Source organism: Acidovorax sp. SUPP1855, assembly GCF_030158955.1.
Taxonomy (GTDB): domain Bacteria; phylum Pseudomonadota; class Gammaproteobacteria; order Burkholderiales; family Burkholderiaceae_C; genus Paracidovorax.
In genome coordinates this window covers 40,666-63,814 of the sequence record NZ_BQXI01000011.1, presented here as the reverse complement: position 1 = coordinate 63,814, position 23,149 = coordinate 40,666, and the positions used below count along the sequence as shown (strand labels likewise).

The 23,149-nt window shown below is 69.9% G+C and carries 20 protein-coding genes, 1 pseudogene and 1 riboswitch; of the genes and pseudogenes, 12 read left to right on the top strand and 9 right to left on the bottom strand.

Annotation, left to right across the window (positions count from 1 at the left end; translation table 11 throughout):
• Nucleotides 1-112: 112 nt before the first annotated feature.
• From ftsZ to thiC, 4 genes are all read left to right on the top strand, one after another.
• Nucleotides 113-1,339, top strand: coding sequence for a cell division protein FtsZ (gene ftsZ / locus AVMA1855_RS11845; protein WP_272567219.1), 1,227 nt, complete (start codon nucleotides 113-115; stop codon nucleotides 1,337-1,339).
• A 145-nt stretch (nucleotides 1,340-1,484) separates the two neighbouring features.
• Complete coding sequence (lpxC, locus tag AVMA1855_RS11840) at nucleotides 1,485-2,408, top strand: UDP-3-O-acyl-N-acetylglucosamine deacetylase (protein ID WP_284425852.1); 924 nt, start codon at nucleotides 1,485-1,487, stop codon at nucleotides 2,406-2,408.
• Between the two features lie 22 nt (nucleotides 2,409-2,430).
• Nucleotides 2,431-2,607: a hypothetical protein gene (locus AVMA1855_RS11835; RefSeq protein ID WP_272567221.1), complete on the top strand. Its 177-nt coding sequence runs from the start codon at nucleotides 2,431-2,433 to the stop codon at nucleotides 2,605-2,607.
• Nucleotides 2,608-2,652: 45 nt separating this feature from the next.
• Nucleotides 2,653-2,776: riboswitch (TPP riboswitch) on the top strand.
• Nucleotides 2,777-2,892: 116 nt separating this feature from the next.
• Complete coding sequence (gene thiC, locus AVMA1855_RS11830) at nucleotides 2,893-4,755, top strand: phosphomethylpyrimidine synthase ThiC (protein WP_284425851.1); 1,863 nt, start codon at nucleotides 2,893-2,895, stop codon at nucleotides 4,753-4,755.
• Between the two features lie 60 nt (nucleotides 4,756-4,815).
• Here the strand turns inward: thiC and AVMA1855_RS11825 are convergent, their stop codons facing one another.
• Nucleotides 4,816-6,492, bottom strand: coding sequence for a methyl-accepting chemotaxis protein (locus AVMA1855_RS11825; protein WP_284425850.1), 1,677 nt, complete (start codon nucleotides 6,490-6,492; stop codon nucleotides 4,816-4,818).
• Nucleotides 6,493-6,764: 272 nt separating this feature from the next.
• On the opposite strand from AVMA1855_RS11825, the pseudogene AVMA1855_RS11820 reads away from it, so the two are divergent.
• Nucleotides 6,765-8,429: pseudogene (locus tag AVMA1855_RS11820) on the top strand (methyl-accepting chemotaxis protein).
• 216 nt (nucleotides 8,430-8,645) lie between these two features.
• Complete coding sequence (locus tag AVMA1855_RS11815) at nucleotides 8,646-9,236, top strand: RcnB family protein (protein ID WP_349817105.1); 591 nt, start codon at nucleotides 8,646-8,648, stop codon at nucleotides 9,234-9,236.
• Between the two features lie 52 nt (nucleotides 9,237-9,288).
• Here the strand turns inward: AVMA1855_RS11815 and ruvC are convergent, their stop codons facing one another.
• From ruvC to AVMA1855_RS11800, 3 genes are read right to left on the bottom strand one after another with little or no spacing between them, the layout of a single operon-like run.
• Nucleotides 9,289-9,837 carry a crossover junction endodeoxyribonuclease RuvC gene (gene ruvC / locus AVMA1855_RS11810; RefSeq protein WP_272567228.1) on the bottom strand — a complete coding sequence of 183 codons (549 nt, stop codon included), beginning with the start codon at nucleotides 9,835-9,837 and terminating at the stop codon, nucleotides 9,289-9,291.
• A gap of 59 nt (nucleotides 9,838-9,896) precedes the next feature.
• Nucleotides 9,897-10,901, bottom strand: a complete 1,005-nt coding sequence (locus AVMA1855_RS11805) for a phosphatidate cytidylyltransferase (RefSeq protein ID WP_272567229.1) — start codon at nucleotides 10,899-10,901, stop codon at nucleotides 9,897-9,899.
• Between the two features lies 1 nt (nucleotide 10,902).
• Nucleotides 10,903-11,721 carry a lysophospholipid acyltransferase family protein gene (locus tag AVMA1855_RS11800; protein WP_284425849.1) on the bottom strand — a complete coding sequence of 273 codons (819 nt, stop codon included), beginning with the start codon at nucleotides 11,719-11,721 and terminating at the stop codon, nucleotides 10,903-10,905.
• 210 nt (nucleotides 11,722-11,931) lie between these two features.
• On the opposite strand from AVMA1855_RS11800, the gene AVMA1855_RS11795 reads away from it, so the two are divergent.
• From AVMA1855_RS11795 to AVMA1855_RS11780, 4 genes are all read left to right on the top strand, one after another.
• Entirely contained in the window at nucleotides 11,932-12,915 is a 984-nt protein-coding gene (locus AVMA1855_RS11795; RefSeq protein WP_284425848.1) for a Bug family tripartite tricarboxylate transporter substrate binding protein, read from the top strand.
• A complete protein-coding gene (locus AVMA1855_RS11790; RefSeq protein WP_272567232.1) occupies nucleotides 12,912-13,271 on the top strand; it encodes a cupin domain-containing protein in 360 nt (119 codons plus the stop codon). Before AVMA1855_RS11795 ends, AVMA1855_RS11790 begins: the two co-directional genes overlap by 4 nt.
• Nucleotides 13,268-14,062 carry an HpcH/HpaI aldolase family protein gene (locus tag AVMA1855_RS11785; protein ID WP_284425847.1) on the top strand — a complete coding sequence of 265 codons (795 nt, stop codon included), beginning with the start codon at nucleotides 13,268-13,270 and terminating at the stop codon, nucleotides 14,060-14,062. The genes AVMA1855_RS11790 and AVMA1855_RS11785 overlap by 4 nt, the downstream gene beginning before the upstream one ends.
• 74 nt (nucleotides 14,063-14,136) lie before the next feature.
• Nucleotides 14,137-14,934: an IclR family transcriptional regulator domain-containing protein gene (locus tag AVMA1855_RS11780; RefSeq protein ID WP_272567234.1), complete on the top strand. Its 798-nt coding sequence runs from the start codon at nucleotides 14,137-14,139 to the stop codon at nucleotides 14,932-14,934.
• Between the two features lie 61 nt (nucleotides 14,935-14,995).
• Here the strand turns inward: AVMA1855_RS11780 and mtgA are convergent, their stop codons facing one another.
• The 4 genes from mtgA to AVMA1855_RS11760 all read right to left on the bottom strand — a co-directional run bounded on the left by mtgA (nucleotide 14,996) and on the right by AVMA1855_RS11760 (nucleotide 19,622).
• A complete protein-coding gene (gene mtgA, locus AVMA1855_RS11775) occupies nucleotides 14,996-15,727 on the bottom strand; it encodes a monofunctional biosynthetic peptidoglycan transglycosylase (RefSeq protein ID WP_284425846.1) in 732 nt (243 codons plus the stop codon).
• Between the two features lie 25 nt (nucleotides 15,728-15,752).
• Nucleotides 15,753-16,604 (bottom strand): shikimate dehydrogenase, encoded by an 852-nt coding sequence (gene aroE, locus AVMA1855_RS11770; protein WP_284425845.1) that lies wholly within the window; start codon nucleotides 16,602-16,604, stop codon nucleotides 15,753-15,755.
• 70 nt (nucleotides 16,605-16,674) lie between these two features.
• Nucleotides 16,675-17,535, bottom strand: coding sequence for an energy transducer TonB (locus AVMA1855_RS11765; protein ID WP_284393069.1), 861 nt, complete (start codon nucleotides 17,533-17,535; stop codon nucleotides 16,675-16,677).
• On the bottom strand, nucleotides 17,532-19,622 hold the full coding sequence (locus tag AVMA1855_RS11760) for a ribonuclease catalytic domain-containing protein (RefSeq protein ID WP_284425844.1): 2,091 nt from the start codon (nucleotides 19,620-19,622) through the stop codon (nucleotides 17,532-17,534). Before AVMA1855_RS11760 ends, AVMA1855_RS11765 begins: the two co-directional genes overlap by 4 nt.
• 83 nt (nucleotides 19,623-19,705) lie before the next feature.
• Between AVMA1855_RS11760 and AVMA1855_RS11755 the strand changes: the two genes are divergently transcribed.
• A complete protein-coding gene (locus AVMA1855_RS11755) occupies nucleotides 19,706-21,265 on the top strand; it encodes a PglL family O-oligosaccharyltransferase (RefSeq protein WP_284425843.1) in 1,560 nt (519 codons plus the stop codon).
• A 15-nt stretch (nucleotides 21,266-21,280) separates the two neighbouring features.
• On the opposite strand, the gene AVMA1855_RS11750 is transcribed toward AVMA1855_RS11755, so the two are convergent.
• Nucleotides 21,281-21,865, bottom strand: coding sequence for a YqiA/YcfP family alpha/beta fold hydrolase (locus AVMA1855_RS11750; RefSeq protein WP_284425842.1), 585 nt, complete (start codon nucleotides 21,863-21,865; stop codon nucleotides 21,281-21,283).
• Between the two features lie 110 nt (nucleotides 21,866-21,975).
• Here AVMA1855_RS11750 and rodA point away from each other — a divergent pair, with 110 nt between their 5' ends.
• Nucleotides 21,976-23,139: a rod shape-determining protein RodA gene (gene rodA, locus AVMA1855_RS11745; RefSeq protein ID WP_272567244.1), complete on the top strand. Its 1,164-nt coding sequence runs from the start codon at nucleotides 21,976-21,978 to the stop codon at nucleotides 23,137-23,139.
• Nucleotides 23,140-23,149 lie beyond the last annotated feature (10 nt).

Genomic DNA, 23,149 nt, shown 5'->3' with positions numbered 1-23,149 from the left:
GATGGCGGGGCACCGGCCCCCCTTTCGTGCCCCGGGCCGCGTCCCACCCGATTCCAACCATCCAGCCGTTTTGGCCCCATGCAATTCACGTGAAAGACTAGGAGCACCCACCATGACCATCGAAATGATCGAAGCCGAAGAATTCAATCAGGGCACCCAGATCAAGGTGATCGGTGTCGGCGGCGGCGGCGGCAATGCCGTCGCCCACATGATCGCGCGCAATGTGCAGGGCGTGGAGTTCGTCTGCGCCAACACCGACGCGCAGGCCCTCACGCGCAGCCCCGCGCACCGCACCATCCAGCTGGGCGGCAGCGGCCTGGGCGCGGGCAGCAAGCCCGACAAGGGCCGCGACGCCGCCGAAGCGGCCGTGGAAGACATCCGCAGCGCCATCACCGGCGCGCACATGCTGTTCATCACCGCCGGCATGGGCGGCGGCACGGGCACCGGCGCGGCCCCCGTGATCGCGCGCGTGGCCAAGGAGATGGGCATCCTCACCGTGGGCGTCGTCACCAAGCCCTTCGACTGGGAAGGCGGCCGCCGCATGGCCAATGCCGACAACGGCCTGGCCGAGCTGGAAGCCAACGTCGATTCGCTGATCGTCGTGCTCAACGAGAAGCTGCTGGAAGTGCTGGGCGACGACATCACCCAGGACGAGGCCTTCGCACACGCCAACGACGTGCTCAAGAACGCCGTGGGCGGCATCGCCGAAATCATCAATGAATACGGCCACGTCAACGTCGACTTCGAAGACGTGCGCACCGTGATGGGCGAGCCCGGCAAGGCCATGATGGGCACGGCCACGGCGGCCGGCCCCGACCGCGCCCGCATCGCCGCCGAGCAGGCCGTGGCCTGCCCGCTGCTGGAAGGCATCGACCTGTCGGGCGCCAAGGGCGTGCTGGTGCTGGTGACGGCCGCCAAGGGCAGCCTGAAGCTGTCCGAGTCGCGCCTGGCCATGAGCACCATCAATGCCTACGCCTCGCCGGACGCGCACGTGATCTACGGCGCCGCCTACGACGACAGCCTGGGCGAAGAGATCCGCGTCACCGTGGTGGCCACCGGCCTGTCGCGCCAGAACGCACGCCGCCAGCCCATCTCGGTGGTGCAGGGCGGCCTGCGCACCGGTACGGACAACGTGGCCTACCAGATGCCCATGTCCGGCGCGACGCTGGGCGCGGGCCTCGTCGGTGGCGGCACCGCCCAGGCGGACTACGGCAACATGTCCGTGCCCAGCGTGTGGCGCACCAACCGCACGCAGGCAGCAGCCCGCGTGGACGCGCTGTCCTCGGGCGGCATGGACGACCTGGAAATCCCCGCGTTCCTGCGCAAGCAGGCCGACTGACGGGGAAGGCCCGCCGGGCCTTTCTTGTTCACAACACCGCCATGTTCCGCAAGGGGCTGGCGGTTTTTTCTTGCGCGCGTGGGCCTATTGCCCCCATAGCGGCAGCGATGCCCCATGATGGGGCCTCCCCCTCTAAAATCGACCGATGATCCAGCAACGCACGATCAAGACCCTGACCCGCGCCGTCGGCGTGGGCCTGCACAGCGGCCAGCGCGTCGAATTGACGCTGCGCCCCGCCCAGCCCGACACGGGCATCGTGTTCCGCCGGGTGGACCTGCCCGAGCCGGTGGACATTCCCATCACCGCCATGGCCGTGGTGGACACGCGCATGGCCTCCACCATCGGCGTGGGCGGCGCGAAGGTGCACACGGTCGAGCACCTGATGTCGGCTTGCGCGGGCCTGGGGCTGGACAACCTGTACATCGACATCACGGCTGAAGAGGTGCCCATCCTCGACGGTTCCTCCGCCTCGTTCGTGTTCCTGCTGCAAAGTGCCGGTGTGGAGTTGCAGAAGGCGCCCAAGCGCTTCATCCGCGTGACGCGCCCGGTCGAGGTGCGCGAGGGCACGGGCCCGAGCACGAAGTGGGCGCGGCTCGACCCGTACCACGGCTACAAGCTGCGCTTCGAGATCGACTTCGCCCACCCGGCGGTCGATTCCACCGGACAGAGCGTGGAGTTCGACCTCGGCTCCGGCAACTACACCCGCGACATCGCGCGCGCGCGCACGTTCGGCTTCACCAAGGACGTCGAGATGATGCGCGCCAGCGGCCTGGCGCTGGGTGGCGGGCTGGACAACGCCATCGTCATGGACGACTACAAGGTACTCAACAGCGACGGCCTGCGCTACGACGACGAGTTCGTGAAGCACAAGATCCTCGATGCCATCGGCGACCTGTACCTCGTCGGCAAGCCGCTGCTGGCGGCCTACAGCGCATTCCGCTCGGGCCACGCGATGAACAACCTGCTGCTGCGCGAACTGCTCGCGCAGGAAGATGCCTGGGAAATCGCCACGTTCGACAACGAGCGCCAGGCGCCCGCCGGCTTCGCGCAGCCGGTCGCCGCGTGGTAGGGCGGCGCAAGGGGCGCGCGGCATGCTGATCTTTCGCTGGATCGCCACCCTGCTGCTGCTCATGGCAGCGGTGTCGTTCGCGTTCTACGTGGGCACGGGGCAGGCGCGCTACAAGCGCTGGGGGCTCATCATCCTGAAGTGGACGGTGATCGCCGGCTTCGTGTTCTTCGCCGTGCTCATCCTGGGGCGCATCGCCTGACCGACAGGGAGGGATGGTGGCGGGCGAGGGGGCTGGCCTATACTGGCGCCTGCTCCGGGGTGTGCTGATGCGCTGAGATGCGGGCGGCCTGACGAATGTCAGGCTGGCTTGCGAACCCGACGAACTTGATCCGGTTCATACCGGCGGAAGAAGAGCCGACCTCCCGTGACCGTGCCCGCACCCGCGTGGCACGCACCGCTTCACCAGGCGCCATGCGCCTGCGTTCCAGGCACAGGTCCATTTCCGGAGCAGCCCCACCGCCCCCGGAAACAGGAGACCTGCCCCATGAACGCACCCGAACCCCTCGCCCGCGAAAAATTCGCCGAACTGCTCGCGCTCACCCGCGCGCCCTTTCCCGCATCGCGCAAGGCCTATCTGCCCGGCCACACGCACGCGGATCTGCGCGTGCCGGTGCGCGACATCGCGCTCACCAACGGCGAGCAGGTCAGCGTGTACGACACCTCCGGCCCCTACACCGACCCCGAGGCCGTGATCGACGTGCGCCAGGGCCTGGCCAGCGTGCGCGGCGGCTGGATCACGGCGCGCGGCGATGTGGAGCACTACGAAGGCCGCCCACCCGTGGCGCTGGACGATGGCCAAAAGAGCGAAGACGCCGCCCGCCTGGCCCAGCTCCGGGCCGAGGCCGCCGCGCTGCAGCGCCAGCCGCTGCGCGCCAAGAGCGGCGCCAACGTGACGCAGATGCACTACGCGCGCCGCGGCATCGTCACGCCCGAGATGGAATACGTGGCCATCCGCGAGAACGGCCGCCGCGAATGGATGGCGCAGTACATGCAGGATGCGGGCCGCGAGCAGCGCCTGATGGGCAAACCCATGGGCGCGAGCATCCCGAAGATCATCACGCCCGAGTTCGTGCGCGATGAAGTGGCCCGCGGCCGCGCGATCATTCCCGCCAACATCAACCACCCCGAGGTGGAGCCGATGGCGATCGGGCGCAACTTCAAGGTCAAGATCAACGCAAACATCGGCAACTCGGCCGTCACCTCCAGCATCGAGGAAGAAGTGGAAAAGCTGGTGTGGGCCATCCGCTGGGGCGCCGACAACGTGATGGATTTGTCCACCGGCAAGGCCATCCACACCACGCGGGACTGGATCGTGCGCAACTCGCCGGTGCCGATCGGCACGGTGCCCATCTACCAGGCGCTGGAGAAGGTCGGCGGCGTGGCCGAAGACCTGACCTGGGCCATCTTCCGCGACACGCTCATCGAGCAGGCCGAGCAGGGCGTGGACTACTTCACCATCCACGCGGGCGTGCGGCTGGCCTACATCCACCTCACGGCCCAGCGCCGCACCGGCATCGTCTCGCGCGGCGGCTCCATCATGGCCAAGTGGTGCATGGCGCACCACCGGGAGAGCTTCCTGTACGAGCACTTCGAGGACATCTGCGACATCATGAAGGCGTACGACGTGTCGTTCAGCCTGGGCGATGGCCTGCGGCCCGGCTGCGCGTCCGATGCCAACGACGAGGCGCAGTTCGCCGAACTGCACACGCTGGGCGAGCTCACCCAGACCGCCTGGAAGCACGATGTGCAGACCATGATCGAAGGCCCCGGCCACGTGCCCATGCACATGATCCAGGCCAACATGACCGAGCAGCTCAAGACCTGCCACGAAGCGCCGTTCTACACGCTGGGCCCGCTGACCATCGACATCGCCCCGGGCTACGACCACATCGCCAGCGCCATCGGCGCGGCCATGATCGGCTGGATGGGCACGGCCATGCTGTGCTACGTGACGCCCAAGGAGCACCTGGGCCTGCCCGACCGCGACGACGTCAAGCAGGGCATCATCGCCTACAAGATCGCCGCGCACGCCGCCGACGTGGCCAAGGGCCACCCCGGCGCCCGCGCGCGCGACGACGCGCTGAGCCAGGCGCGTTTCGATTTCCGCTGGCAGGACCAGTTCAACCTGGGCCTCGACCCCGAGACGGCCCAGGAATACCACGACGAAACGCTGCCGAAAGACAGCGCCAAGGTCGCCCACTTCTGCTCGATGTGCGGCCCCAAGTTCTGCTCGATGAAGATCACGCAGGAGGTGCGCGAGTTCGCCGCCAAGGGCCTGAAGGAAAAGGCGGTGGAGTTCCGCGGCACGGGCGGCGAGCTGTACGTGCCGATCCAGCCGGTGGGCTGATCGGCCCTGTATGGGTGCAGGGCACGCCGCCTGGCAAGGCGGCGTGCCGCGGCGCGAACCTCAGGCGTGGCCCAGGCGCAGGGCCCGCGCCCCCGGGACCGTTGCCGGCGCGGGCACGGAGAGAAGGCCCGCTACCTCGCCCGCCGCCGTGGAATGCGGCAGCGCGAAGCGGCTGATCACCGCCGACAGATCGTGGGCCTGCCCGCGCAGGCTTTCCGCCGCGGCGGCGGATTGTTCCACCAGCGCCGCGTTCTGCTGCGTCATCTCGTCCAGCCGCGACATGGCGGCGTGGATGGCCGCGATGTCCTGGTTCTGCGACCGGGTGTGGCTGCGGATCTCGCCCATGGTCTGCGCCGTGTGCTGGATCGTGGAGACCACGCGCTCCATCGTGCGGCCGGCGTGCCCGGCCAGGCTGGCGCCCGAGGCCACCTGCTGCACGGAATCGGCGATCAGCGCCTTGATCTCCTTCGCGGCCTCGGCCGAGCGGTTGGCCAGGCTGCGCACTTCGGACGCCACCACGGCGAAGCCCCGGCCCTGGTCGCCGGCGCGGGCGGCCTCCACGGCGGCGTTCAGCGCCAGGATGTTGGTCTGGAAGGCGATGGAGTCGATCACGCCGGTGATGTCGGCGATGCGGCGCGAGCCCGTGGCGATGCGGTCCATGGTGTCCACGACCTGCGTGACCACGCCGCTGCCTTCCTGCGCCACGCTGGCGGCCTGCGAAGCCAGGGCTTCCGTGCGCTCGGCGGACGCCGCCGCATCCGCCACGCGGCGGGTGACCTGCTCCAGCGAGGCCGCGGTTTCCTGCAGCCGCGCGGCGGCTTCCTCGGTGCGGTTGGACAGGTCGGCGTTGCCGCCCGCGATGTCGGTCGAGGCGGCGCTGATGCTCTGCCCCAGGGTCTGCACGCGGTGCACCAGGCTGCGCAGCGCGCCCTGCATCACCGACAGCGAGGTGAGCATGCGGCCGGTCTCGTCGCGTTCGTGGCCGGCGATGTCCTGGCGCAGGTCCAGCCCCGCCACGCGGTCGGCCGTGGCGCTGGCGATGGCGATCGGGCGGGTGATGCTGCGCACCAGCCACAGCGCCAGCAGGGTGCCCAGGGCCAGCGACAGCGCGCCGAAGGCCACCAGCGCCCAGCGCGCCATGCCGCTCAGGCGGGCGACCTGCGCTGCCGCTTCGTCGATGTCCTGCCGCTGCGATTGCGAGAGCGCTTCGAGCGCCTGGAGCAGCGCCGTGGCCGAGGGCAGGAAGCGTTCGCCATAGACCTTGCGGATGCGTTCGGTGAGGCCCGAATCGCGCGCGGCCACCAGCTCCGTCCGCGCGGCCAGGAAGGTGGCGCCCATGGTGCGCACCTGCGTCACTTGCTGCATGTCCTCGGTGCCTTCGAGCCGCCGGGCCAGTTGGGCGACCAGCGCGTCGTACTGCTGCTGTGTGCGCGCGATGTCTGCGCCGAGGATCTCGCCCACCTCGGGTTCGGAACTCAGCGCCACGGCCTTGTAGCGCTCGGCGTTGATGGCCTGCAGCCGGTACGCATCGGCCACCAGGCGCTCGGTCGCGACGCTGCGCTGCACCATGGCGTCCGTGGCGCGGCCGATGTGGTGCAGCGACCAGATGCCGATGGCCGAGCCCACCAGGCTCAGCGCCAGCACGGCGAGAAAGACGGTCAGCAGGCGCTGGCTCAGCGAGCCGGTGCCCGGACGGGCGGCGGTGGAGGCAGGGGAAGCAGTGAAGGGGTGTGCCATGTGGAGTGCAGAGGTGTGGAGGGCGCCAGGGCGGGGCCGGAAGGCGCGGGCCGGCGCATTCGCGATGGGGTGACTGTGCCCTCCACATGTGACAATTTGTTTTCCATCGCATCACGTGAGGGCATGGCACCCTGGGTTGGCACCTCGGTGAATACCCCGTCGGCTATTGGCAGGGCGCCGCATATAGTGATCGCCCATCCGGCCCACGAGGCCGGTTTTTTCGGTGGCGTGGTTATTGCTAACGCTCAAGTAACATTTTGTAGAGGAGAGCCATGAACGCTCTGGGCCGCCTGTCGATTCGCACCCGCCTGTATTTCGGGACGATCTTTTCCTTGGTGCTCCTCGTCGTCATCGGTGCCATGGGCTATCTGGCCCTGGACCGCACGCGGGACACGTTGCAGGTGCTGTTTTCGCAGCGCGTGCAGACCCTGACCGACATGGCCGAACTGCGCACCACGTTGGGGAATCTGCGCCGGGCCGAGAAGGACATCATCATCAACTTCAACAACTCGGTCGAGGTGTCGGCCCTGCGCGACAGCTGGGGCAAGACGCTCGCCGCGCTGCGCAAGAGCCTGGCCGACGTGCGGCAGGCCCAGGCCGGGGATGCCGCCTTCGTCGAAGGCATCGACAAGTCGCTCGCCGAGATCAAGCAGTACGAGACCGGCATCTCGCCCATTTTCGAGCAGATCGAGCGCGCGCAGATCGACGGGGCCGGCGGCGGCGCCTATGCCGACCGCCTCAAGCAGCACATGGAGGCCACCGACCAGCTGTTCGCCAGCCTGGCCACCACCGCCCGACAGCAGATGGAGGAGGCGCGCCAGGGCGTGGAAGCGCGCACGGCCTTCATGTCGGCCGCGATCGGCGGCGGGCTCCTGCTGGGGCTGGCGGTGCTCATTCCGCTGACCTTCTTCAGCGTGCGCTCCATCACGCAATCGCTGGCCCAGGCACGCGATCTGGCCGAGCGCATCGCCAGCGGCGATCTGTCGCACGAGGTGCATGCCACGCAGCAGGACGAGGTGGGCCAGCTGGTGACCGCCATGGGCCGCATGCAGGATTCGCTGCGCGGCCTGGTGCGCCAGGTGCAGGAAGCGTCGGGCAGCATCTCCACGGCCAGCACCGAGATCGCCTCGGGCAACCACGACCTGAGCCAGCGCACCGAGCAGACGGCGGCCAACCTGGAAGAAACCGCGTCGTCCATGGAGCTGCTCACCAGCACCGTGCAGCAGAGCGCGCAGTCCGCGCGCCAGGCGAGCGAATTCGCCACCACCGCGGCCGAGGTGGCCGCGCGCGGCGGCGCCGTGGTGTCGCAGGTGGTCAGCACCATGGGGCAGATCACCGACAGCTCGCGCAAGATCGCCGACATCACCGGTGTGATCGATTCCATCGCCTTCCAGACCAACATCCTGGCGCTGAACGCGGCGGTGGAAGCCGCCCGCGCCGGCGAGCAGGGCCGGGGCTTCGCCGTGGTGGCCAGTGAGGTGCGCAGCCTGGCGCAGCGCAGCGCCGAAGCAGCCAAGGAGATCAAGGGCCTCATCGGCTCGTAGGTGGACCGCGTGGAAGACGGCTCGCGACTGGTGAGCGAGGCCGGGGCGACCATGAACGAGATCGTGGGCAGCGTGCGCCGGGTGTCGGACATCATTTCCGAGATCACGGCCGCGTCGTCCGAGCAAAGCGACAACATCGGGCAGATCAGCCAGTCGGTGAGCCAGCTCGACCAGATGACGCAGCAGAACGCCGCGCTGGTGGAGGAGTCCACCGCCGCATCGGAATCGTTGCGCGACCAGGCCAACCAGCTCACCCAGGCCGTGAGCCAGTTCAAGCTGAGCGATGCCGCCGAAGCCGCCCCGGCGGGCCGGATCGCCGCGCGTGCCCCTGCCCACCCTGCCAGCGGGTTGCCGCCCGCTGTGGCGCAAGCCAAGGCGCTGCAGCTGCGCTGAGTGCCGTCGATGGGGGCGGGGCAGGCTAGTGCCCTGCGCCGCCTGCCCATTCAAGCCGTGCATGCCTCTGCGGATGCATTTCGTTGCCGGTGTGCAGCGTGTGCAAACCTGTGGCAACCGCGGGAAAACCTCCGGTAAAGCAGGGCCGCCCCGGGACCGGGCCCCGGCAAATTGCGGCACCATGCGGGCATGTTCAACCTTTTCGAAAGGCTGGAAATGTCGCGAGACGCTTCGACCCTGCATTCCTTCCCCGGCCGCGCTGCCGCCGCGGGAACCCCCATCACCGCTTCGACCGCTCCCACGCCCCGCCGCCTGCAGGGCCTGGCCGCCGCGTGCGTGGCCGTCCTCCTGGGCGCCGCATCGCTGGGCGCCGAAGCCCAGCCGCGCGACGACCGGCATGAGCAGCGCCATGGCCAGCGCCACGGCGGCCGGCACGACGACCGGGGCCGCGACGATGGGCGCCATGGCGACCGCCGGCACGACGACCGCCGTGGCCCGCCGGCCTACCGCCACCCGGGCCCGCCGCCGCAGGCCTACCACGGCGGCCCGGTGTACCGGCCCGGACCGCCGATGGTGCACCCCGGCCATCCGCAGATGCACGGCCGGCGCGGCGTCGGCCCGCAGCACAACTGGTACCGCGGCAGCCGCGTGCCGCCCATGTACCGCTCGCACCATTACGTGGTGAACAACTGGCGCCACCACCACCTGGCGCCCCCGCCGCGGGGATACCACTGGGTGCAGAACGGGCCGGACTACCTGCTCATCGCCATCGGCACCGGGGTGATCGCGCAGATCGTCTTCCAGTAGGCCGCTGGCCTGCACCTGGGCCGAGGGGCCCGATGCCGGCGCACCCCGCCGGTCAGTAGCTGCGGCCGCCCTTGTACATGGCGTGCTGGCGCCGGTTGAGCGTGGCTGCCTCGCCCAGGCGCGCCATGGCCGCCCCCGCATGCGCGTGGGTGATGGCCATGCCCAGCGCATCGGCCGCGTCGGAGCCGGGCAGGCCCGGCAGGTGCAGCAGCCGTCGCACCATCTCCTGCACCTGGGTCTTGGCGGCCCGGCCGTGGCCGACCACGGCCTTCTTCATCTGCAGCGCGGTGTACTCGGCCACCGGCAGGTCGCTGGCCACCAGGGCGGTGATACAGGCGCCCCGTGCCTGGCCCAGCAGCAGGGTGGACTGGGGGTTCACGTTCACGAAGACGATTTCCACCGTGGCCACGTCGGGCTGGTAGCGCGCCACCACCTCGGTGATGCCGTCGAACAGCACCTTGAGCCGGCCCGGCAGGTTGCCCAGCGCGAGCGCCGTGGTGCGGATCGTGCCGCTTGCGACGTAGCTCAGCGCGTGGCCGTCCACATCCACCACGCCGAAGCCGGTGGTCTGCAGGCCGGGGTCGATTCCCAGGATTCGCATGTGCTCACTTATTCATAGCATCGAGGGCAATAAGTTCTAGGGCATGGGGCCGATTTTGCCTACAAGCCGAAGTACCAGCGCACGGAGTGGAAGAACACCGGCGCCGCAAAGCACAGCGCATCCACCCGGTCCAGCAGCCCGCCCGCGCCCGTGACCGACTGGCCCTGCATGCCCCAACTGGTGATGCCGCGGTCGCGCTTGAGCGCCTTCATCACCAGGTGGCCCAGGCTGCCCGCCAGGCAGGCCAGCAGGGCCATGCCCAGCGCCTGCCCCGGCTTGAACGGCGTGATGAACGACAGCATGACCCCGGCCACGCCGCCCACTGCCACGCCGCTGGCCCAGCTCAACCACTGGAAGCTCTGGCTCACCTGCGGCGCCACCGGCTTGTGGGGGAACCGGCGGCCCAGCAGGTGCTGGGCGATCACGCCGGCCTGCACCACCACGACCAGGAAGAACACCAGGAAGGCGCCCTTGCCCTCGTAGCCCGGAAAGTCGAGCAGCAGCAGCGCGGGCACATGGCTCATGCCGTACACGCACACCATGATCCCCCACTGCAGCTTGGCGTTGCGCTCCAGGAAGCGCTCGGGGTCGTTGGCGAGCGCGCTGGCCACCGGCAGCGCGAGAAAGACGTACACCGGGATGAACACCGTGAACAGGTCGAACTTGCGCGTGCCCACGAGGATGAACTGCAGCGGCAGCACCACGAAGAAGGCCAGCACCAGGCTGCGGTGGTCGCCCCGGCGCGTGGGTGAGAGCGTGATGAACTCGCGCAGCGCGAAGAACGCCACGATGGCGAAGAGCACCGTGGCCACGGTATCGCCCAGGGCCCAGCCCACCCAGAACACGGTGGCCATGAACCACGAGGTCTTGAGCAGGCTCCAGAAGCGCCGCCATTCCTGCTGGTGCGCCTCGTGCTCGGCCTGGTCCTGCACGCCGGTGCCGCGCGCCTCGCGCAGCGTCTGGAAGAAGGCGTAGAGGGTGACCAGCGAGAGCAGGCCGAACATCGCGACGAAGAGCGCGCCGATCTGCTGCGTGGTGGTGAGGTTGCGAAGGAAGTCGTTCATCTCAGACCTCCCGCAGCGCGATGACGGCGCGGCGCGCGCGGTCCAGGAACGGGCGGCGCTCCTCGCCGGGCTCGACCTGGATCGGGGCGCCGAAGGTCACCGAGCACAGGATGGGCACGGGCACCACTTCGCCCTTGGGCATGACGCGCTGCACGTTGTGGATCCAGGCCGGCACCAGCACCGCCTGCGGGAACATCAGCGCCAGCTTGTACAGGCCCGACTTGAAGGGCTGGGGCTCGTCGCCGTGGCCGCGCGTGCCCTCGGGAAAGATCACGATCGAATCGCCGCTCTCCAGCGCCTGCACCAGCGGGGCCAGCGGGTCGTCGGGCGCAAGCGCTGCGCGCAGGGCTTCGGGCGTCGGCGGCGCGGATTCGGCGGCCGCTTCATGGGGTGTCGGGACCGGGGCTTCCAGCGGCGATCCGCTCTGCGGAATGTAGGCCGCATTCAGGGCGGTTTGGCCGTCCGCCGGGGTCGGCGGGGCGGGGTTCAGGGCGGCCGTTTCGGCGCCGGGCGCCGTCGCTGGCGCCGCGGCAGGCGTGCCTGACTGGCGGTCCACGTACACGGCGTTGAACACCGCCGAGGTGATCCAGTGCCGAAAGGGCGTCTTGGTCCAGTAGTCCTTGGCGGCGATGGGGCGGGTGATGCTGCGCAGCTCCTGCGGCAGCGCGGCCCAGATCATCACCAGGTCGGCGTGGCTCTGGTGGTTGGCGAAATAGATGCGTTGCTCGGCCTTGGGCGGGCAGCCGTACCAGCGGGCCTGGGAACCGGTGAGAAATCGCACCAGCCCGAGGAGGAAAAGGCTCATCAACTTGGAAAGCATGGCGGCGATGATACGGGGGCGTGGCAAAGGGGCCGCGCCGGCCTGCACCGTGGGCCGGCGGGGCCCCGCCACGGGCCGGCCGCGCACCGGGAAGATTCGTTCTGCGAAGTGGAATTTTCCAAGTTCGCGCTTCCCTTTCGCGAGGCCACTTCTAGACTGTCCGTACCGCTTCACCGCGGCGATTCCGCTAAAAAAGCAGGGAGTTTCTCCATGAACGTTTCGACCACACGCCGCCAGGCCCTGGTTCTGGGTGCCTCGGGCGCCTTGCCCATGCTGGCGAGGGCGCAGGCCGGCGCCGACTTTCCCACCCACCCCGTGCGCCTGATCGTGCCGTTCGCGCCGGGCGGCTCGACCGACATCCTCGGACGGCTGCTGTCCAAGCACCTGTTCCCCGCCAGCGGCCAGCCGATGGTGGTGGAAAACATGGCCGGCGCGGGCGGCAACCTGGGCGCCGCGCTGGTGGCCCGGTCCCCGGCCGACGGCTACACCCTCGAGATCGGCGCCATGTCCACGCATGCCATGAACGGCAGCCTGTACAAGCAGTTGGCGTTCGATCCGATGAACGATTTCGACACCGTGGCCATGCTGGCCTACGCGATCAACGTCATCGCCGTCTCGCCCAGCGTGCCGGCGCGCACCTTCCCCGAACTGCTGGCCTACATCCGCGCCAACCCGGGCAAGCTCAACTACGCCTCGGGCGGCATCGGCACCCACAACCACCTCACGCTCGCGCTGCTGGCCAAGACGGCACAGCTGGACATCGTGCACGTGCCCTACAAGGGCGGCGGCCCGGCCGTCGCCGCACTGCTGCAGGGCGAATGCCAGATGTTCGCAGGCGGCGCCTCGCTGCTGCTGCCGCATGCGCAGGCCGGCAAGGTGCGCCTGATCGCCGTCACCGAAAAGACCCGCTCCGACCTGCTGCCCGACGTGCCCAGCGCGGCCGAGACGTTCAAGGGCTTCGAGGTCACCAACTGGTACGGCGTGTTCGCGCCCAAGGGGCTGGACGTGGCGCGCCGCGCCCTCATCAACCAAGAGATCAACCGGGTGACCGGCCTGCCCGAGGTCGCCGAGCGGCTCAAGGGCCTGGGCATGGTGCGGGCGCCCGTGGACCCGGTTCAATTGCGCGAGATCCTGCAGGCTGACTACCGGCTGTGGTCTTCCACCATCAAGTCGCTGGGAATTTCCTCCGAATGAACGCCCCACACCCCCTGCCCATGGCGCTGAACAGCGTCGATTGGAATGCCATGGAATGGAAGCCCGTGCGCCACGGCATCGAGCGCAAGGCGTTCGGCAGCGAGCACGTCACGCTCGCGCTGCACCGGCTGCTGCCGGGGCACGAGCCGCGCCCGCATTCCCATCCCCATGAGCAGGTGGTGTACATCCTGGCGGGCCAGATCGACTTCTACGTGGAAGGCCAGGTGGTGCGCCTGGGCCCGGGAAGCCTGCTGGTGGTGCCTCCCAACGCCATGCACCACGGCATCGTGGTGGGCGACGAGCCGGTGCTCAATCTCGACGTCTTCACCCCCGCGCGCCCGGAATACCTGGCATGACGGCGGCCCGCCCCGGCGCCGCCGATGAGGCCCCGTCCCTGCGCGAGCGGCTGGTGGCGGGCGATTTCCTGTTCGCCACGTTCGTGAAGACCACCTCGCACCAGACGGTGGAGGTGCTCGCCGCCACGGGCCTGGACACCCTGGTGCTCGACGCCGAGCATGCGCCCTTCGGGCCGGAGAGCCTGGACCGCAGCCTGCTCGCGGCGCGCGCGTGCGCCCTGCCGGTGCTGGTGCGCGTGCCCTATCCACGCGGCGCGGCCATCCAGCAGGCGCTCGACATGGGCGCGGCCGGGGTGATGGTGCCGCACGTGGACTCCGCCGCCATCGCGCTCGACGTCGTGCGCGCGGCACGCTATGGCGGCACCCGGGGCTATTCGGCCTCGCCGCGCGCCGGCGGCTACGGCCAGCGGAGCATGGCCGACCACATGCGGCTGAGCGATGCGCACACCGCGGTGATCGTGCAGATCGAAAGCGGCGAGGCCGTGGCGCAGGCGCGGGAGATCGCGGCCGTGCCGGGCGTCGACTGCCTGTTCATCGGGCCGGCCGACCTGGCCGTTTCCATGGGGGCCGACGGCCCGGGCGACCCGCGCGTGGCCGAGGCCATCGCCCGGGTGTGCGCCGCCGGGCGTGCCGCGCAGTGCGCCGTGGGGTGCTTCGTGTCCGATGCCGCGCAGGTGGCCGGCCTGCGGGCGCTGGGCATCGCGTTCTTCGTCGTGGGCTCCGACCAGGCGCTTTTGCGCGCCGCGGCCCGGCAGGCCATGGCGGGCGCGCTGGAATCCATCGCCGCCTGACTCCCCTGGTACTACATATTGCGCGGGGTGTGTGGCGTGCGCCATACTGCCCAACCCGAGACCGAGAGAGAAACATGAGTACCGAAGTCCGTTCCGTGCAGCGAGCGCTGCTCATCCTTCGCGTGATGAACGAGCGATCCACCTGGAGCCTGCAGGAGTTGCATCAGCGCACCGGCCTGGCCAAATCGACCCTGCACCGCCTGCTGAGCACACTGGAGTCCGAGAAATACGTGCGCAGCGATCCGCACGCCTATGGGCAATACCAGCTCACGCTCGCCGTGGGCAACCTGAGCAGCGGCATCAACGAAAAGCTGCGCCTGGCCGAAGTGGCCGCGCCGCTGATGATCGCCACCACGCGCCAGATCAAGTGGCCGCTGTCCCTGGGGGTGATCGAAGGGCACCAGATCCGCGTGGTGTTCTGCACCATGCCCTACAGCCCGTACGCGATCCGGCCCTCCAGCCTGGGGCGCCGCTACGAGCTGATCCCGTCCGCGCTGGGCCGCACCTACCTGTCGTTCTGCAGCCGGGCCGAGCGCCGCATCTTGGTGGAGTCGGCCAACCTGAATGGCGACGAAAGCCAGAAGATCACCGACCTGTGGGCGATGCGCAAGATCGTGCAGCAGACGCGGCGCCAGGGCTACGCCATCCGCCACGCGCGCAGCAATGCCGAGAGCACCGCCTTCGCGGTGCCGGTGTTCGGCGGCGGGGTGCTGCGCGGCACGCTGGTGTATTCGACGTTCGCCAGCCAGATGGACGAGCGCATGCTCAAGCGGTTCCTGCCCCTGGTGCAGGCCACGGCGGACCGCATCGGGGAAGAGGCGGCCATCATGCCCGGCCAGTTGGGCGAGGCGCTGAACGGCCCGCACGTCTGACCTGACGCCTTGGCGCAGGAGGGGACGGCGCGCCGCCGATCCGTTCGCCCTCAGGGCCGTCTCAGGGCAGTTCCGCCGAGCCCATGCGTCCCAGGATCACCCGCGTGCGGCCGGAGAGGTAGGCGGAGCCCGGCGCCTTCTCGAAGCGCTTGGGCTGCGGCAGCATCACCGCCAGCCGGGCGGCCTCGGCCGCGCTGAGCTTCGAGGCGCTCTTGCGAAAATAGTGCTGCGCGGCGGCCTCGGCCCCGAATACGCCGTCGCCCCATTCCACGCTGTTGAGGTAGATCTCCAGGATGCGCTGCTTGCTCAGCAGCTGCTCCAGCGCCAGCGTGAGCACGAACTCCTGCCCCTTGCGCAGCAGCGTCCGTTCGCCCGATAGCAGTAGGTTCTTGGCCAGTTGCTGGGTGATGGTGGAGCCGCCGCGGATCTTGGGGTTGCGCACCGGCCGGTCGGGCTGCAGCTCCTGGCGCTTGGCGGCCTGGGCCTCGGCGCGGGCGTTGCGCTCCCAGGCCTTTTCGATCGCGTTCCAGTCCACGCCGTCGTGGTTGACGAAGCCGTCGTCCTCCGAGGCGATCACCGCGCGCTTGAGGGTGTCGGCGATCTGGCCGTAGGGCACCCACTGCTGGCGCCATTGCAGCGTGCCGTGGGCGACCTGGCCCCAGGCCTCCGAGCGCTGGAAGGCGGTGGATTCGGGGTCGATCGCCACCATGGCCGCGATGCGGCCGACGAAGAACACCTGCAGCGCCACGAAGGCCAGCAGCACCAGCCCGATCCAACGCAGCAAGCCTTTCATGCCGTGGTCTCTCCCTGGGGGTGGCTCAGTGGCCGGCGGCCATGGCGGCGCGCAGCTCGGCCAGCACCTGGGCCGCGGGCGGGCGCACGCCGCGCCACAGGGCGAACGCCTCGGCCGCCTGCTCCACCAGCATGCCCAGCCCGTCGCGCGGCACCGCGCCGTGGCGGGAGGCCCAGTCCAGGAACCCCTGCGCGGCGGGGCCATACATCATGTCGTAGGCCAGGCTGCCGGCCCGCAGCACGTGGGCTGGCACCGGAATGCCGCCGCCGCCCAGGCTGCTGGCGGTGGCGTTGACGATCACATCGAAATCGGCCTCCAGCGCATGATCTTCTAGGGCGTGTAGCTCTGTTTTTTGTAGCAAAGCGAGATCGGCGTGCGCCTGCACCAGCGCCTGGGCGCGGGCCGCGGTGCGGTTGACCACCACGATGCGGCGCGGCCGTTCGTGCAGCAACGGTCCCAGCGCCCCGGCCGCCGCGCCGCCCGCGCCCACCAGCAGCACGTCGCTGCCCGCCAGGGGCACGCCGGCGTTGCGCACGATGTCGGCCACCAGGCCCAGGCCGTCGGTGTTGTCGGCGGCGATGCGGCCGTCGTCGCCGAAGGTGAGGGTGTTGGCCGCGCCGGCCAGCCGCACCCGCTCGCTGCCCTGGGCGGCCAGCCGCGCCGCGTCGAGCTTGAAGGGTACGGTCACGTTGCAGCCGCGCCCGCCCGCCGCGGCGAAGTCGGCCAGGGCCTGCGGGAAGCCGTCCAGCGGCACCAGCCGGCGGGCATACGACAGGCGCTCGCCGGTGAGTTCGGCGAAGCGCGCATGGATCCAGGGCGAGCGGCTGTGCTCGACCGGGTTGCCCATCACGCAGTAGGAATCCACGGGCGAAGTCATCGGGGTGTCGTGCGTAAGAAAAGCGGCAAGGAAAGTACGGCGCAGGACGTACGGCGAAGGGGGCGCGGCGTCAGCGCACGCTGGTTTCCAGCGTCTGGTCGCGCGTGAACTTGAAGCGCGAGACCACGGCGATCTGGTCGGCCTTGGCCCGCATGGCGGGGCCGAACACGCCGAACGGACCGGCCGAGCGGGCGATGGCCTGGGCGCGGTTGTCGAGCAGGCGGTTGCCCGAGCCCTGCACGATCTCGGTCTCCAGCACCGTGCCGTCGTGGTTGACGGTCACGATCATCGTCAGCTCGCCGTAGAGCTTCTTGCCGCCCTGTTCGGGAAAGTTGTCGGTGCCCTTGTCCTCGATCTTGCGGCGCAGCCCGTCGTAGTAGATCGCGTAGACCTCCTCGCGCGTGGCGGGGCTGATGTAGCGCTTCTTGGGGCGGGCGTTCTCTTCGTTGATGCGCTTTTCGATCTCGGCCAGCAGCTTGATGAGCTGGCGGCGCTTTTCCTCCTGCGCCAGGGCGTCGGCGCTCTGGCTGGGCTGGCGCGGGTCGGGCACCGGCAGGGTGGCCAGCTGCTTGCGCAGCTGGGCCAGCAACTGGCTCTGCTGCTCCTGCATGGCGTCGAGCTTGCGCTGGGCCTCCTCGAAATCGTCGCCCACCGCCGTCAGGGCCGAGTAGGGCAGGGGGCTGGTGGCGCGGCCCTTGGCGGCCTCGCCGCCGCCGGCCAGCGACGACTGCGCGATCGCCTGGGCCTTGTCCGGCCGCTCGTTGGACTTGGCGTTGACCAGGATCACTTCCAGCGGCGTGTCCTGGAAGACGCGGTTGAAGCTCTCGGGGTCGATGAACCGCACCGACAGCAGCACCGCATGCACGGCGATGGACACGCCGAGCGCCAGCTGCAGCGTGCTGAATCGTTGGAAGAAGGCGGGCAGTTTCACGGCGCCCGATTATCCGTGCTGGCGCTGGCGCCGGCCTCGGTTTCGTTCACGTCCACCGCGATGGCGATGGGGCCGGCCACGGCCTCTTCGTCGTCCTCGCCCGCCTCGTCGCCCTGCGGCGTGGCCTCGGCGCTGTCGGCGGGGCTGTCCAGGCGCTCCAGCACGGTGCCGTTCACGTCGAGCGTGATCTCGTCGATCTCACCGAGCTTGACGCGCACCCGTGCGCCGCGCGGCAGGTTCTGCGCGCCCAGCACGGGCAGCACCAGCGGCAGCGTATCGGCCCGCACGAGGAAGCTCCCCCCGGGGCCTTCCTTGAACACGGTGGCCTCGATCTCCGCGATGCCGTTCTGCTGCAGGTACTGCAGCGTCCAGAAGCGCTCCATGCCGGCCTGGTAGCCGTTGTAGGCGCTGTAGGCCGCATCGAAGCTGCTGATGACGGAGAACAGGTCCGCGTCCTTGGGCTTGAACGGCGCGGCCAGCGCGGCGGTCTTGCCGTGGCGCACGCACGCGATGATCTGCCACTGGTTCACTAGGTCCACGTAGCGGCGCAGCGGCGAGGTCGCCCAGGCGTAGCTCTTGACGCCGATGCCCGCGTGCGGCAGCGCCTTGGTGCCCATGCGCACCTTCACGCCAGGCGCCAGGCTGGCCTGGCTGCGGTAGATGCCGGGCACGCCGTGGTCGGCCAGCAGGCCGCCCCAGGTGCTGTTGGCCACGATGGCGGCCTCGGCCACGATCAGGTCCAGCGGGGCGCCGCGCCGGCGCGTGGTGATCGAGACGGTCTCGCGGCCCTGCGGCTCGGCGCCGTCGTTGCCGGTGAGGCGGAAGTTGTAGTCCGGCCGGTTGAAGGTCTCGGGCTTGCCGCGCACCACCTCGCGCTGGGCCTTGAGGCTTTGGGCCAGGCGGTACAGAAACGATAGCTGCCCGCGCAGCTCCAGCAAGCGCTGGGGGGCTTCCGGGGCCTGCACCGCGGGGTCGGTCAGCCAGGCTTCGGTGACGATGTGGTCCAGCTGGTCGTGGCGCAGGTTGGCCGCCACGGGCACGCGTTCCAGCTTGGTTTCGGTGCCGGTGACTTCGAGCGTGGCCTCGTCGATGGTCACGTAGAGCGACACGGCCGGGTTGGTGCGGCCCTCGTCCAGGGTGTAGATCTTCACCACCTCGTCGGGCAGCATGGTGATCTTGTAGCCGGGCATGTACACCGTGGACAGGCGGTTGCGCCCCAGCTGGTCGAGCGGCGTGCCCGGCACGATGGCCAGGCCCGGCGCCGCGATGTGGATGCCCAGCACCACGGTGCCCGTGCCCAGGCCCTGCACCGACAGCGCGTCGTCGATCTCGGTCGTCTGGGAGTCGTCGATGGAATAGGCCTGCACGGGCGCCAGCGGCAGGTCCTCGGGCGGCTGCGGCGCGGTGATGGCCGCAAAGCCCGTGCCCTTGGGAAAGTTGTCGAACAGGAAGCGCTTCCAGTGGAACTGGTAGGCCGAGTCGATGGCGCCGGCCCGCTGCAGCAGATCGAGCGGCGGCAGGTGGGTGGCGCGGCTGGCCTCCACCACGGCTTTGTACTCGGGCGCGTTCTTGTCGGGGCGGAACAGGATCTTGTAGAGCTGCTCCCGGATGGGCTGCGGGCATTCGCCCCGGCCGAGCTGCTCGGCCCAGTCGGCGATCTGCTGCAGCACGAGCTTCTTTTTCTCGATGGCGGCCAGGGCCTGCTGCAGGATCTCGGCCGGCGCCTTCTTGAAGCGGCCCTTGCCCGCGCGGCGGAAGTAGTGCGGCGCCTCGTACAGCGCGAACAGCGCGCCGGCCTGCTGGACGAGGGTGGCATTCTCGGAGAAATAGTCCCGCGCCAGGTCGGCGAAGCCGAATTCGTCCTCGGGGGCGAACTCCCAGGCCAGGTCGAGCTCGATCGACGCGGCCACGGCCTGCGCCTGGGCGAGCATCTCGGCCGGGGCGGGTTTTTCGAACCGGATCAGCAGGTGGGCGGCCTTGACCTTCACCCGTTTGCCCGAGTCGAGCTCGATCTGGGCGGAGCTTTCGGCCTCGGAAAGGATGCGTCCGGCGAGAAATTTGCCGGCTTCTTCAAACAATGCATGCATGGGCGGGATTGTCCCATGGGCGCCCGAGGGGCCGAACGGGCGGCCCTGCCTATGATCGGCCCTTTGCCTCGGCCAACTGCCCCATGCCTTTGTTCAACGCTTTCGCCGCCGCGCTGGCCACCGTGGCCGTGGCGCTGCCGTTCCTGTTCGCTCACACCCAGGCGCCGCTGTCCAATTTCTGGCCGCTGATGGTGTCGGGCGCGTGCGCCCTCGTGCTGGCGGGCCTGGCGATCGGCGCGGCCCGGGTGCCGCCGGCCCGGGGCGGGCTGCGCCGCGGGGCCGCCTGGGTGCTGGCGGGCGGGCTGGTGCTGGCGGCGGTGCTGGCCTCCGGGGTGGGGCTGGTGCAGTTCTTCTGGGGCGACGTGGGCGCGGCGCCGTGGATCTACCCCTCCACGCCGGGGCTGGCGCTGGGCAACCTGCGCCAGCGCAACCAGCAGGCCTCGCTGCTGGGCATGGGCGCCTGGGCCCTGGCCTGGATGGTGGGCCGCCTGCAGGCGGCGCTGCCCGGCACCCGCCAGCCGTGGCGGCCCGTGGCTGCGGGCGTGCTGGCCGCCTGGGCGCTGATGCTCATCAGCACGGCGGATGCGGCCACCGCCTCGCGCACCGGCATCCTCGAATGGGGCGTGATGCTCGGGCTGCTGGTGCTCTGGCGCCGCTCCCTGGGCGGCCTGCCCCTGGCCTTCGCCGCCACGGGGGGGCTGCTGTACGCGCTGGCGGCCTGGGCGCTGCCCTGGATGCTGGAGCGCTGGGCGGGCGTGTCGATGGACGGGCTGTTCCAGCGGCTCGCGGACGAGGGCCAAGGCTGCGTCAGCCGCACCGTGCTGTGGTCCAACATGCTCCACCTGATCGCGCAAAAGCCCTGGACCGGCTGGGGCTGGGGCGAGATGGCCTATGCCCACTACAGCACGCTGTTCCCGGGCGAGCGCTTTTGCGTGCTGCTGGACAACGCCCACAACCTGCCGCTGCACCTGGCCGTCGAGCTGGGCCTGCCCGTGGCGGGCGGGCTGTGTCTGCTGGCGCTCTGGGGCGTGTGGCGCCTGGCGCCCTGGCGCGAGACCGATCCGGTGCGACAGCTGGCCTGGGGCGTGCTGGCCATCGTGGGCGTGCACAGCCTGCTGGAGTTTCCGCTGTGGTACGGGCCGTTCCAGCTGGCCACGGGGTTCGCGTTGCTGCTGCTCGTGCGCCCGGCGCGGCCCTGGCGGCCCGGGCCGGCCTGGATCGCCGCCGCCGCGCTGGCCGGGGGTGCTGCGTTGGCCTTCGGGGGGCTGCTGGTGCGCGACTACGAACGGGTCAGCCAGCTCTACCGCGCCGTGCCCGACCGCGACCCGGCCTACCGCGAAGACACCGCCCGCAAGGTGCTGGGCGATATCGCCTTCTTCCGCGGCACGGCCGATTTCGCCACCGTGACGACGACACCCGTGACCGCACAGAACGCGGCCGACGTCCACACCCGGGCCACGCGGCTGCTGCACTACTCGCCCGAGCCCCGCGTCATCGAGGCGGTGCTGGCCAGTGCGGCATGGCTCGGGCGCACGGACGAGGTGGATTTCCACACGGTGCGCTACCGCATCGCCTATCCGCAGGAGTACGCGCGCTGGGCGGCCAGCCACCCGGCCGCCGCGGCCTCCGCCCCGCTGCCTTGATGCCCTGACCGCCCCTCAGGCCAGGCCGCAGAAGCGCGCCACCGTGCCGATGTGCGCGGGAAAGTCGCTCAAGGCATGGTCGCCGCCCTCCAGCAGGACCACCTGCGCGGCGGCATAGCGGCCCGCCATTTCGCGCCAGTCCAGCAACTCGTCGCCCTTGGCGATGATGGCCAGCTCCGGGCCGGCCGGGGGCCGGCCCCGCATGTCCAGCGCGCGCAGCTCGGCGATGTATTCGGGGCGGAAGAAAAAGCGTTCGGCCGGGTCGTGCCATGCGGTCTGCTCGCCGATGTAGCGTTCCAGGTCCCGCGCCGGGTCCACGGCGGGGTTCAGCAGCACGCTCGGGCAGCGGGCCTGCTGCGCCACCCAGCTCGCGTAGAACCCGCCGAGCGAGGAGCCCACCACCGCCATCGCCCCCTGCGGCCAGTCCGCGATGCCCTGCGCCACGAGGCCCATGGCCGCGTGGGGCGAGGGCGGCAACTGCGGGCACCAGAAATGCACGCCCGGGTGGTGGGCGGCCACGTGTGCCGCCATCTGCCGGGCCTTGGCCGACTGGGGCGAGGAGCGAAAGCCGTGCAGGTAAAGCAGGTGGGTGGTGGGCATGGTGGGGTGCGCGGCGGCGTGGAGCGATGCAGGCAATGGTGCGGCAGAGCCGGGGGCCTTCGATTGTGCCGGGGCGGCGGGGCCTTCGGCCGGCCGGATAATCGCGCCCCATGTCCGCCGTCTTCGACAAACCCTCCCTGCTGCAGCGCGTCCTGCCCCTGTTCCGTGGCTTCGACTGGCTGCTCATCCTGGTGCTGTTGATGCTGGCATCGACCGGGCTGGTGGCCATGTATTCCTCGGGCTACGACCACGGCACGCGCTTTTACGACCATGGCCGCAACATGCTGCTGGCCGCCGGCATCCTGTTCGTGGTGGCACAGGTGCCACCCCAGCGGCTGATGGCGATGGCCGTGCCGCTGTACACGGTGGGGGTGGCGCTGCTGGTGGCGGTGGCGCTGTTCGGCATCACCAAGAAGGGCGCGCAGCGCTGGATCAACCTGGGGCTGGTCATCCAGCCCAGCGAACTGCTCAAGATCGCCATGCCGCTCATGCTGGCCTGGTGGTTCCAGCGGCGCGAGGGCCAGCTGCGGCCGCTGGACTTCGTGGTGGCCGGCGCGCTGCTGGCGGTGCCGGTGGGGCTCATCATGAAGCAGCCCGACCTGGGCACCTCACTGCTGGTGCTGGCGGCCGGGCTGTCGGTGATCTTCTTCGCCGGCCTGCCCTGGAAGCTGGTGCTGCCGCCCGTGCTGATCGGGGGCATCGGCATCGCCCTCATCGTGTGGTTCGAGCCCCAACTGTGCGCCGACGGGGTGCGCTGGCCCGTTCTGCACGACTACCAGCAGCAGCGCATCTGCACCCTGCTGGACCCCACGCGCGATCCGCTGGGCAAGGGCTTTCACATCATCCAGGGCATGATCGCCATCGGCTCGGGGGGCTTTTGGGGCAAGGGTTTCATGGCCGGCACGCAGACCCACCTGGAGTTCATTCCCGAGCGCACGACCGACTTCATCTTCGCCGCGTTCTCCGAGGAGTTCGGGCTGGCCGGCAACCTGTTCCTGATCGTGTGCTTCCTGATGCTGGTGTGGCGGGGCCTGGCCATCGCGGTCGGGGCCACCACACTGTTCTCGCGCCTGATGGCCGGGGCGGTGTCGATGATCTTCTTCACCTACGCCTTCGTGAACATGGGCATGGTGAGCGGCATCCTGCCCGTGGTGGGCGTGCCGCTGCCCTTCGTGAGCTACGGTGGCACCGCCATGGTCACGCTGGGGCTGGCGCTGGGCGTGCTGATGTCCATCGCGCGGGCACAGCGCATTCCGCTGAACGAGCGCACATGAAAAAGCCGGC

Excerpts from the sequence above, each read along its gene's own strand:
- AVMA1855_RS11795 (WP_284425848.1), top strand. The coding sequence starts at position 11,932 with ATGAACGTTTCGACCACACGCCGCCAGGCCCTGGTTCTGGGTGCCTCG.
- ruvC (WP_272567228.1), bottom strand. The coding sequence starts at position 9,837 with ATGCGAATCCTGGGAATCGACCCCGGCCTGCAGACCACCGGCTTCGGC.
- AVMA1855_RS11800 (WP_284425849.1), bottom strand. The coding sequence starts at position 11,721 with ATGCTTTCCAAGTTGATGAGCCTTTTCCTCCTCGGGCTGGTGCGATTT.
- AVMA1855_RS11825 (WP_284425850.1), bottom strand. The coding sequence starts at position 6,492 with ATGGCACACCCCTTCACTGCTTCCCCTGCCTCCACCGCCGCCCGTCCG.
- aroE (WP_284425845.1), bottom strand. The coding sequence starts at position 16,604 with ATGACTTCGCCCGTGGATTCCTACTGCGTGATGGGCAACCCGGTCGAG.
- rodA (WP_272567244.1), top strand. The coding sequence starts at position 21,976 with ATGTCCGCCGTCTTCGACAAACCCTCCCTGCTGCAGCGCGTCCTGCCC.
- AVMA1855_RS11750 (WP_284425842.1), bottom strand. The coding sequence starts at position 21,865 with ATGCCCACCACCCACCTGCTTTACCTGCACGGCTTTCGCTCCTCGCCC.
- AVMA1855_RS11790 (WP_272567232.1), top strand. The coding sequence starts at position 12,912 with ATGAACGCCCCACACCCCCTGCCCATGGCGCTGAACAGCGTCGATTGG.
- AVMA1855_RS11815 (WP_349817105.1), top strand. The coding sequence starts at position 8,646 with ATGTCGCGAGACGCTTCGACCCTGCATTCCTTCCCCGGCCGCGCTGCC.
- AVMA1855_RS11755 (WP_284425843.1), top strand. The coding sequence starts at position 19,706 with ATGCCTTTGTTCAACGCTTTCGCCGCCGCGCTGGCCACCGTGGCCGTG.
- ftsZ (WP_272567219.1), top strand. The coding sequence starts at position 113 with ATGACCATCGAAATGATCGAAGCCGAAGAATTCAATCAGGGCACCCAG.
- mtgA (WP_284425846.1), bottom strand. The coding sequence starts at position 15,727 with ATGAAAGGCTTGCTGCGTTGGATCGGGCTGGTGCTGCTGGCCTTCGTG.
- AVMA1855_RS11780 (WP_272567234.1), top strand. The coding sequence starts at position 14,137 with ATGAGTACCGAAGTCCGTTCCGTGCAGCGAGCGCTGCTCATCCTTCGC.
- thiC (WP_284425851.1), top strand. The coding sequence starts at position 2,893 with ATGAACGCACCCGAACCCCTCGCCCGCGAAAAATTCGCCGAACTGCTC.
- AVMA1855_RS11785 (WP_284425847.1), top strand. The coding sequence starts at position 13,268 with ATGACGGCGGCCCGCCCCGGCGCCGCCGATGAGGCCCCGTCCCTGCGC.
- AVMA1855_RS11760 (WP_284425844.1), bottom strand. The coding sequence starts at position 19,622 with ATGCATGCATTGTTTGAAGAAGCCGGCAAATTTCTCGCCGGACGCATC.
- AVMA1855_RS11805 (WP_272567229.1), bottom strand. The coding sequence starts at position 10,901 with ATGAACGACTTCCTTCGCAACCTCACCACCACGCAGCAGATCGGCGCG.
- AVMA1855_RS11835 (WP_272567221.1), top strand. The coding sequence starts at position 2,431 with ATGCTGATCTTTCGCTGGATCGCCACCCTGCTGCTGCTCATGGCAGCG.
- lpxC (WP_284425852.1), top strand. The coding sequence starts at position 1,485 with ATGATCCAGCAACGCACGATCAAGACCCTGACCCGCGCCGTCGGCGTG.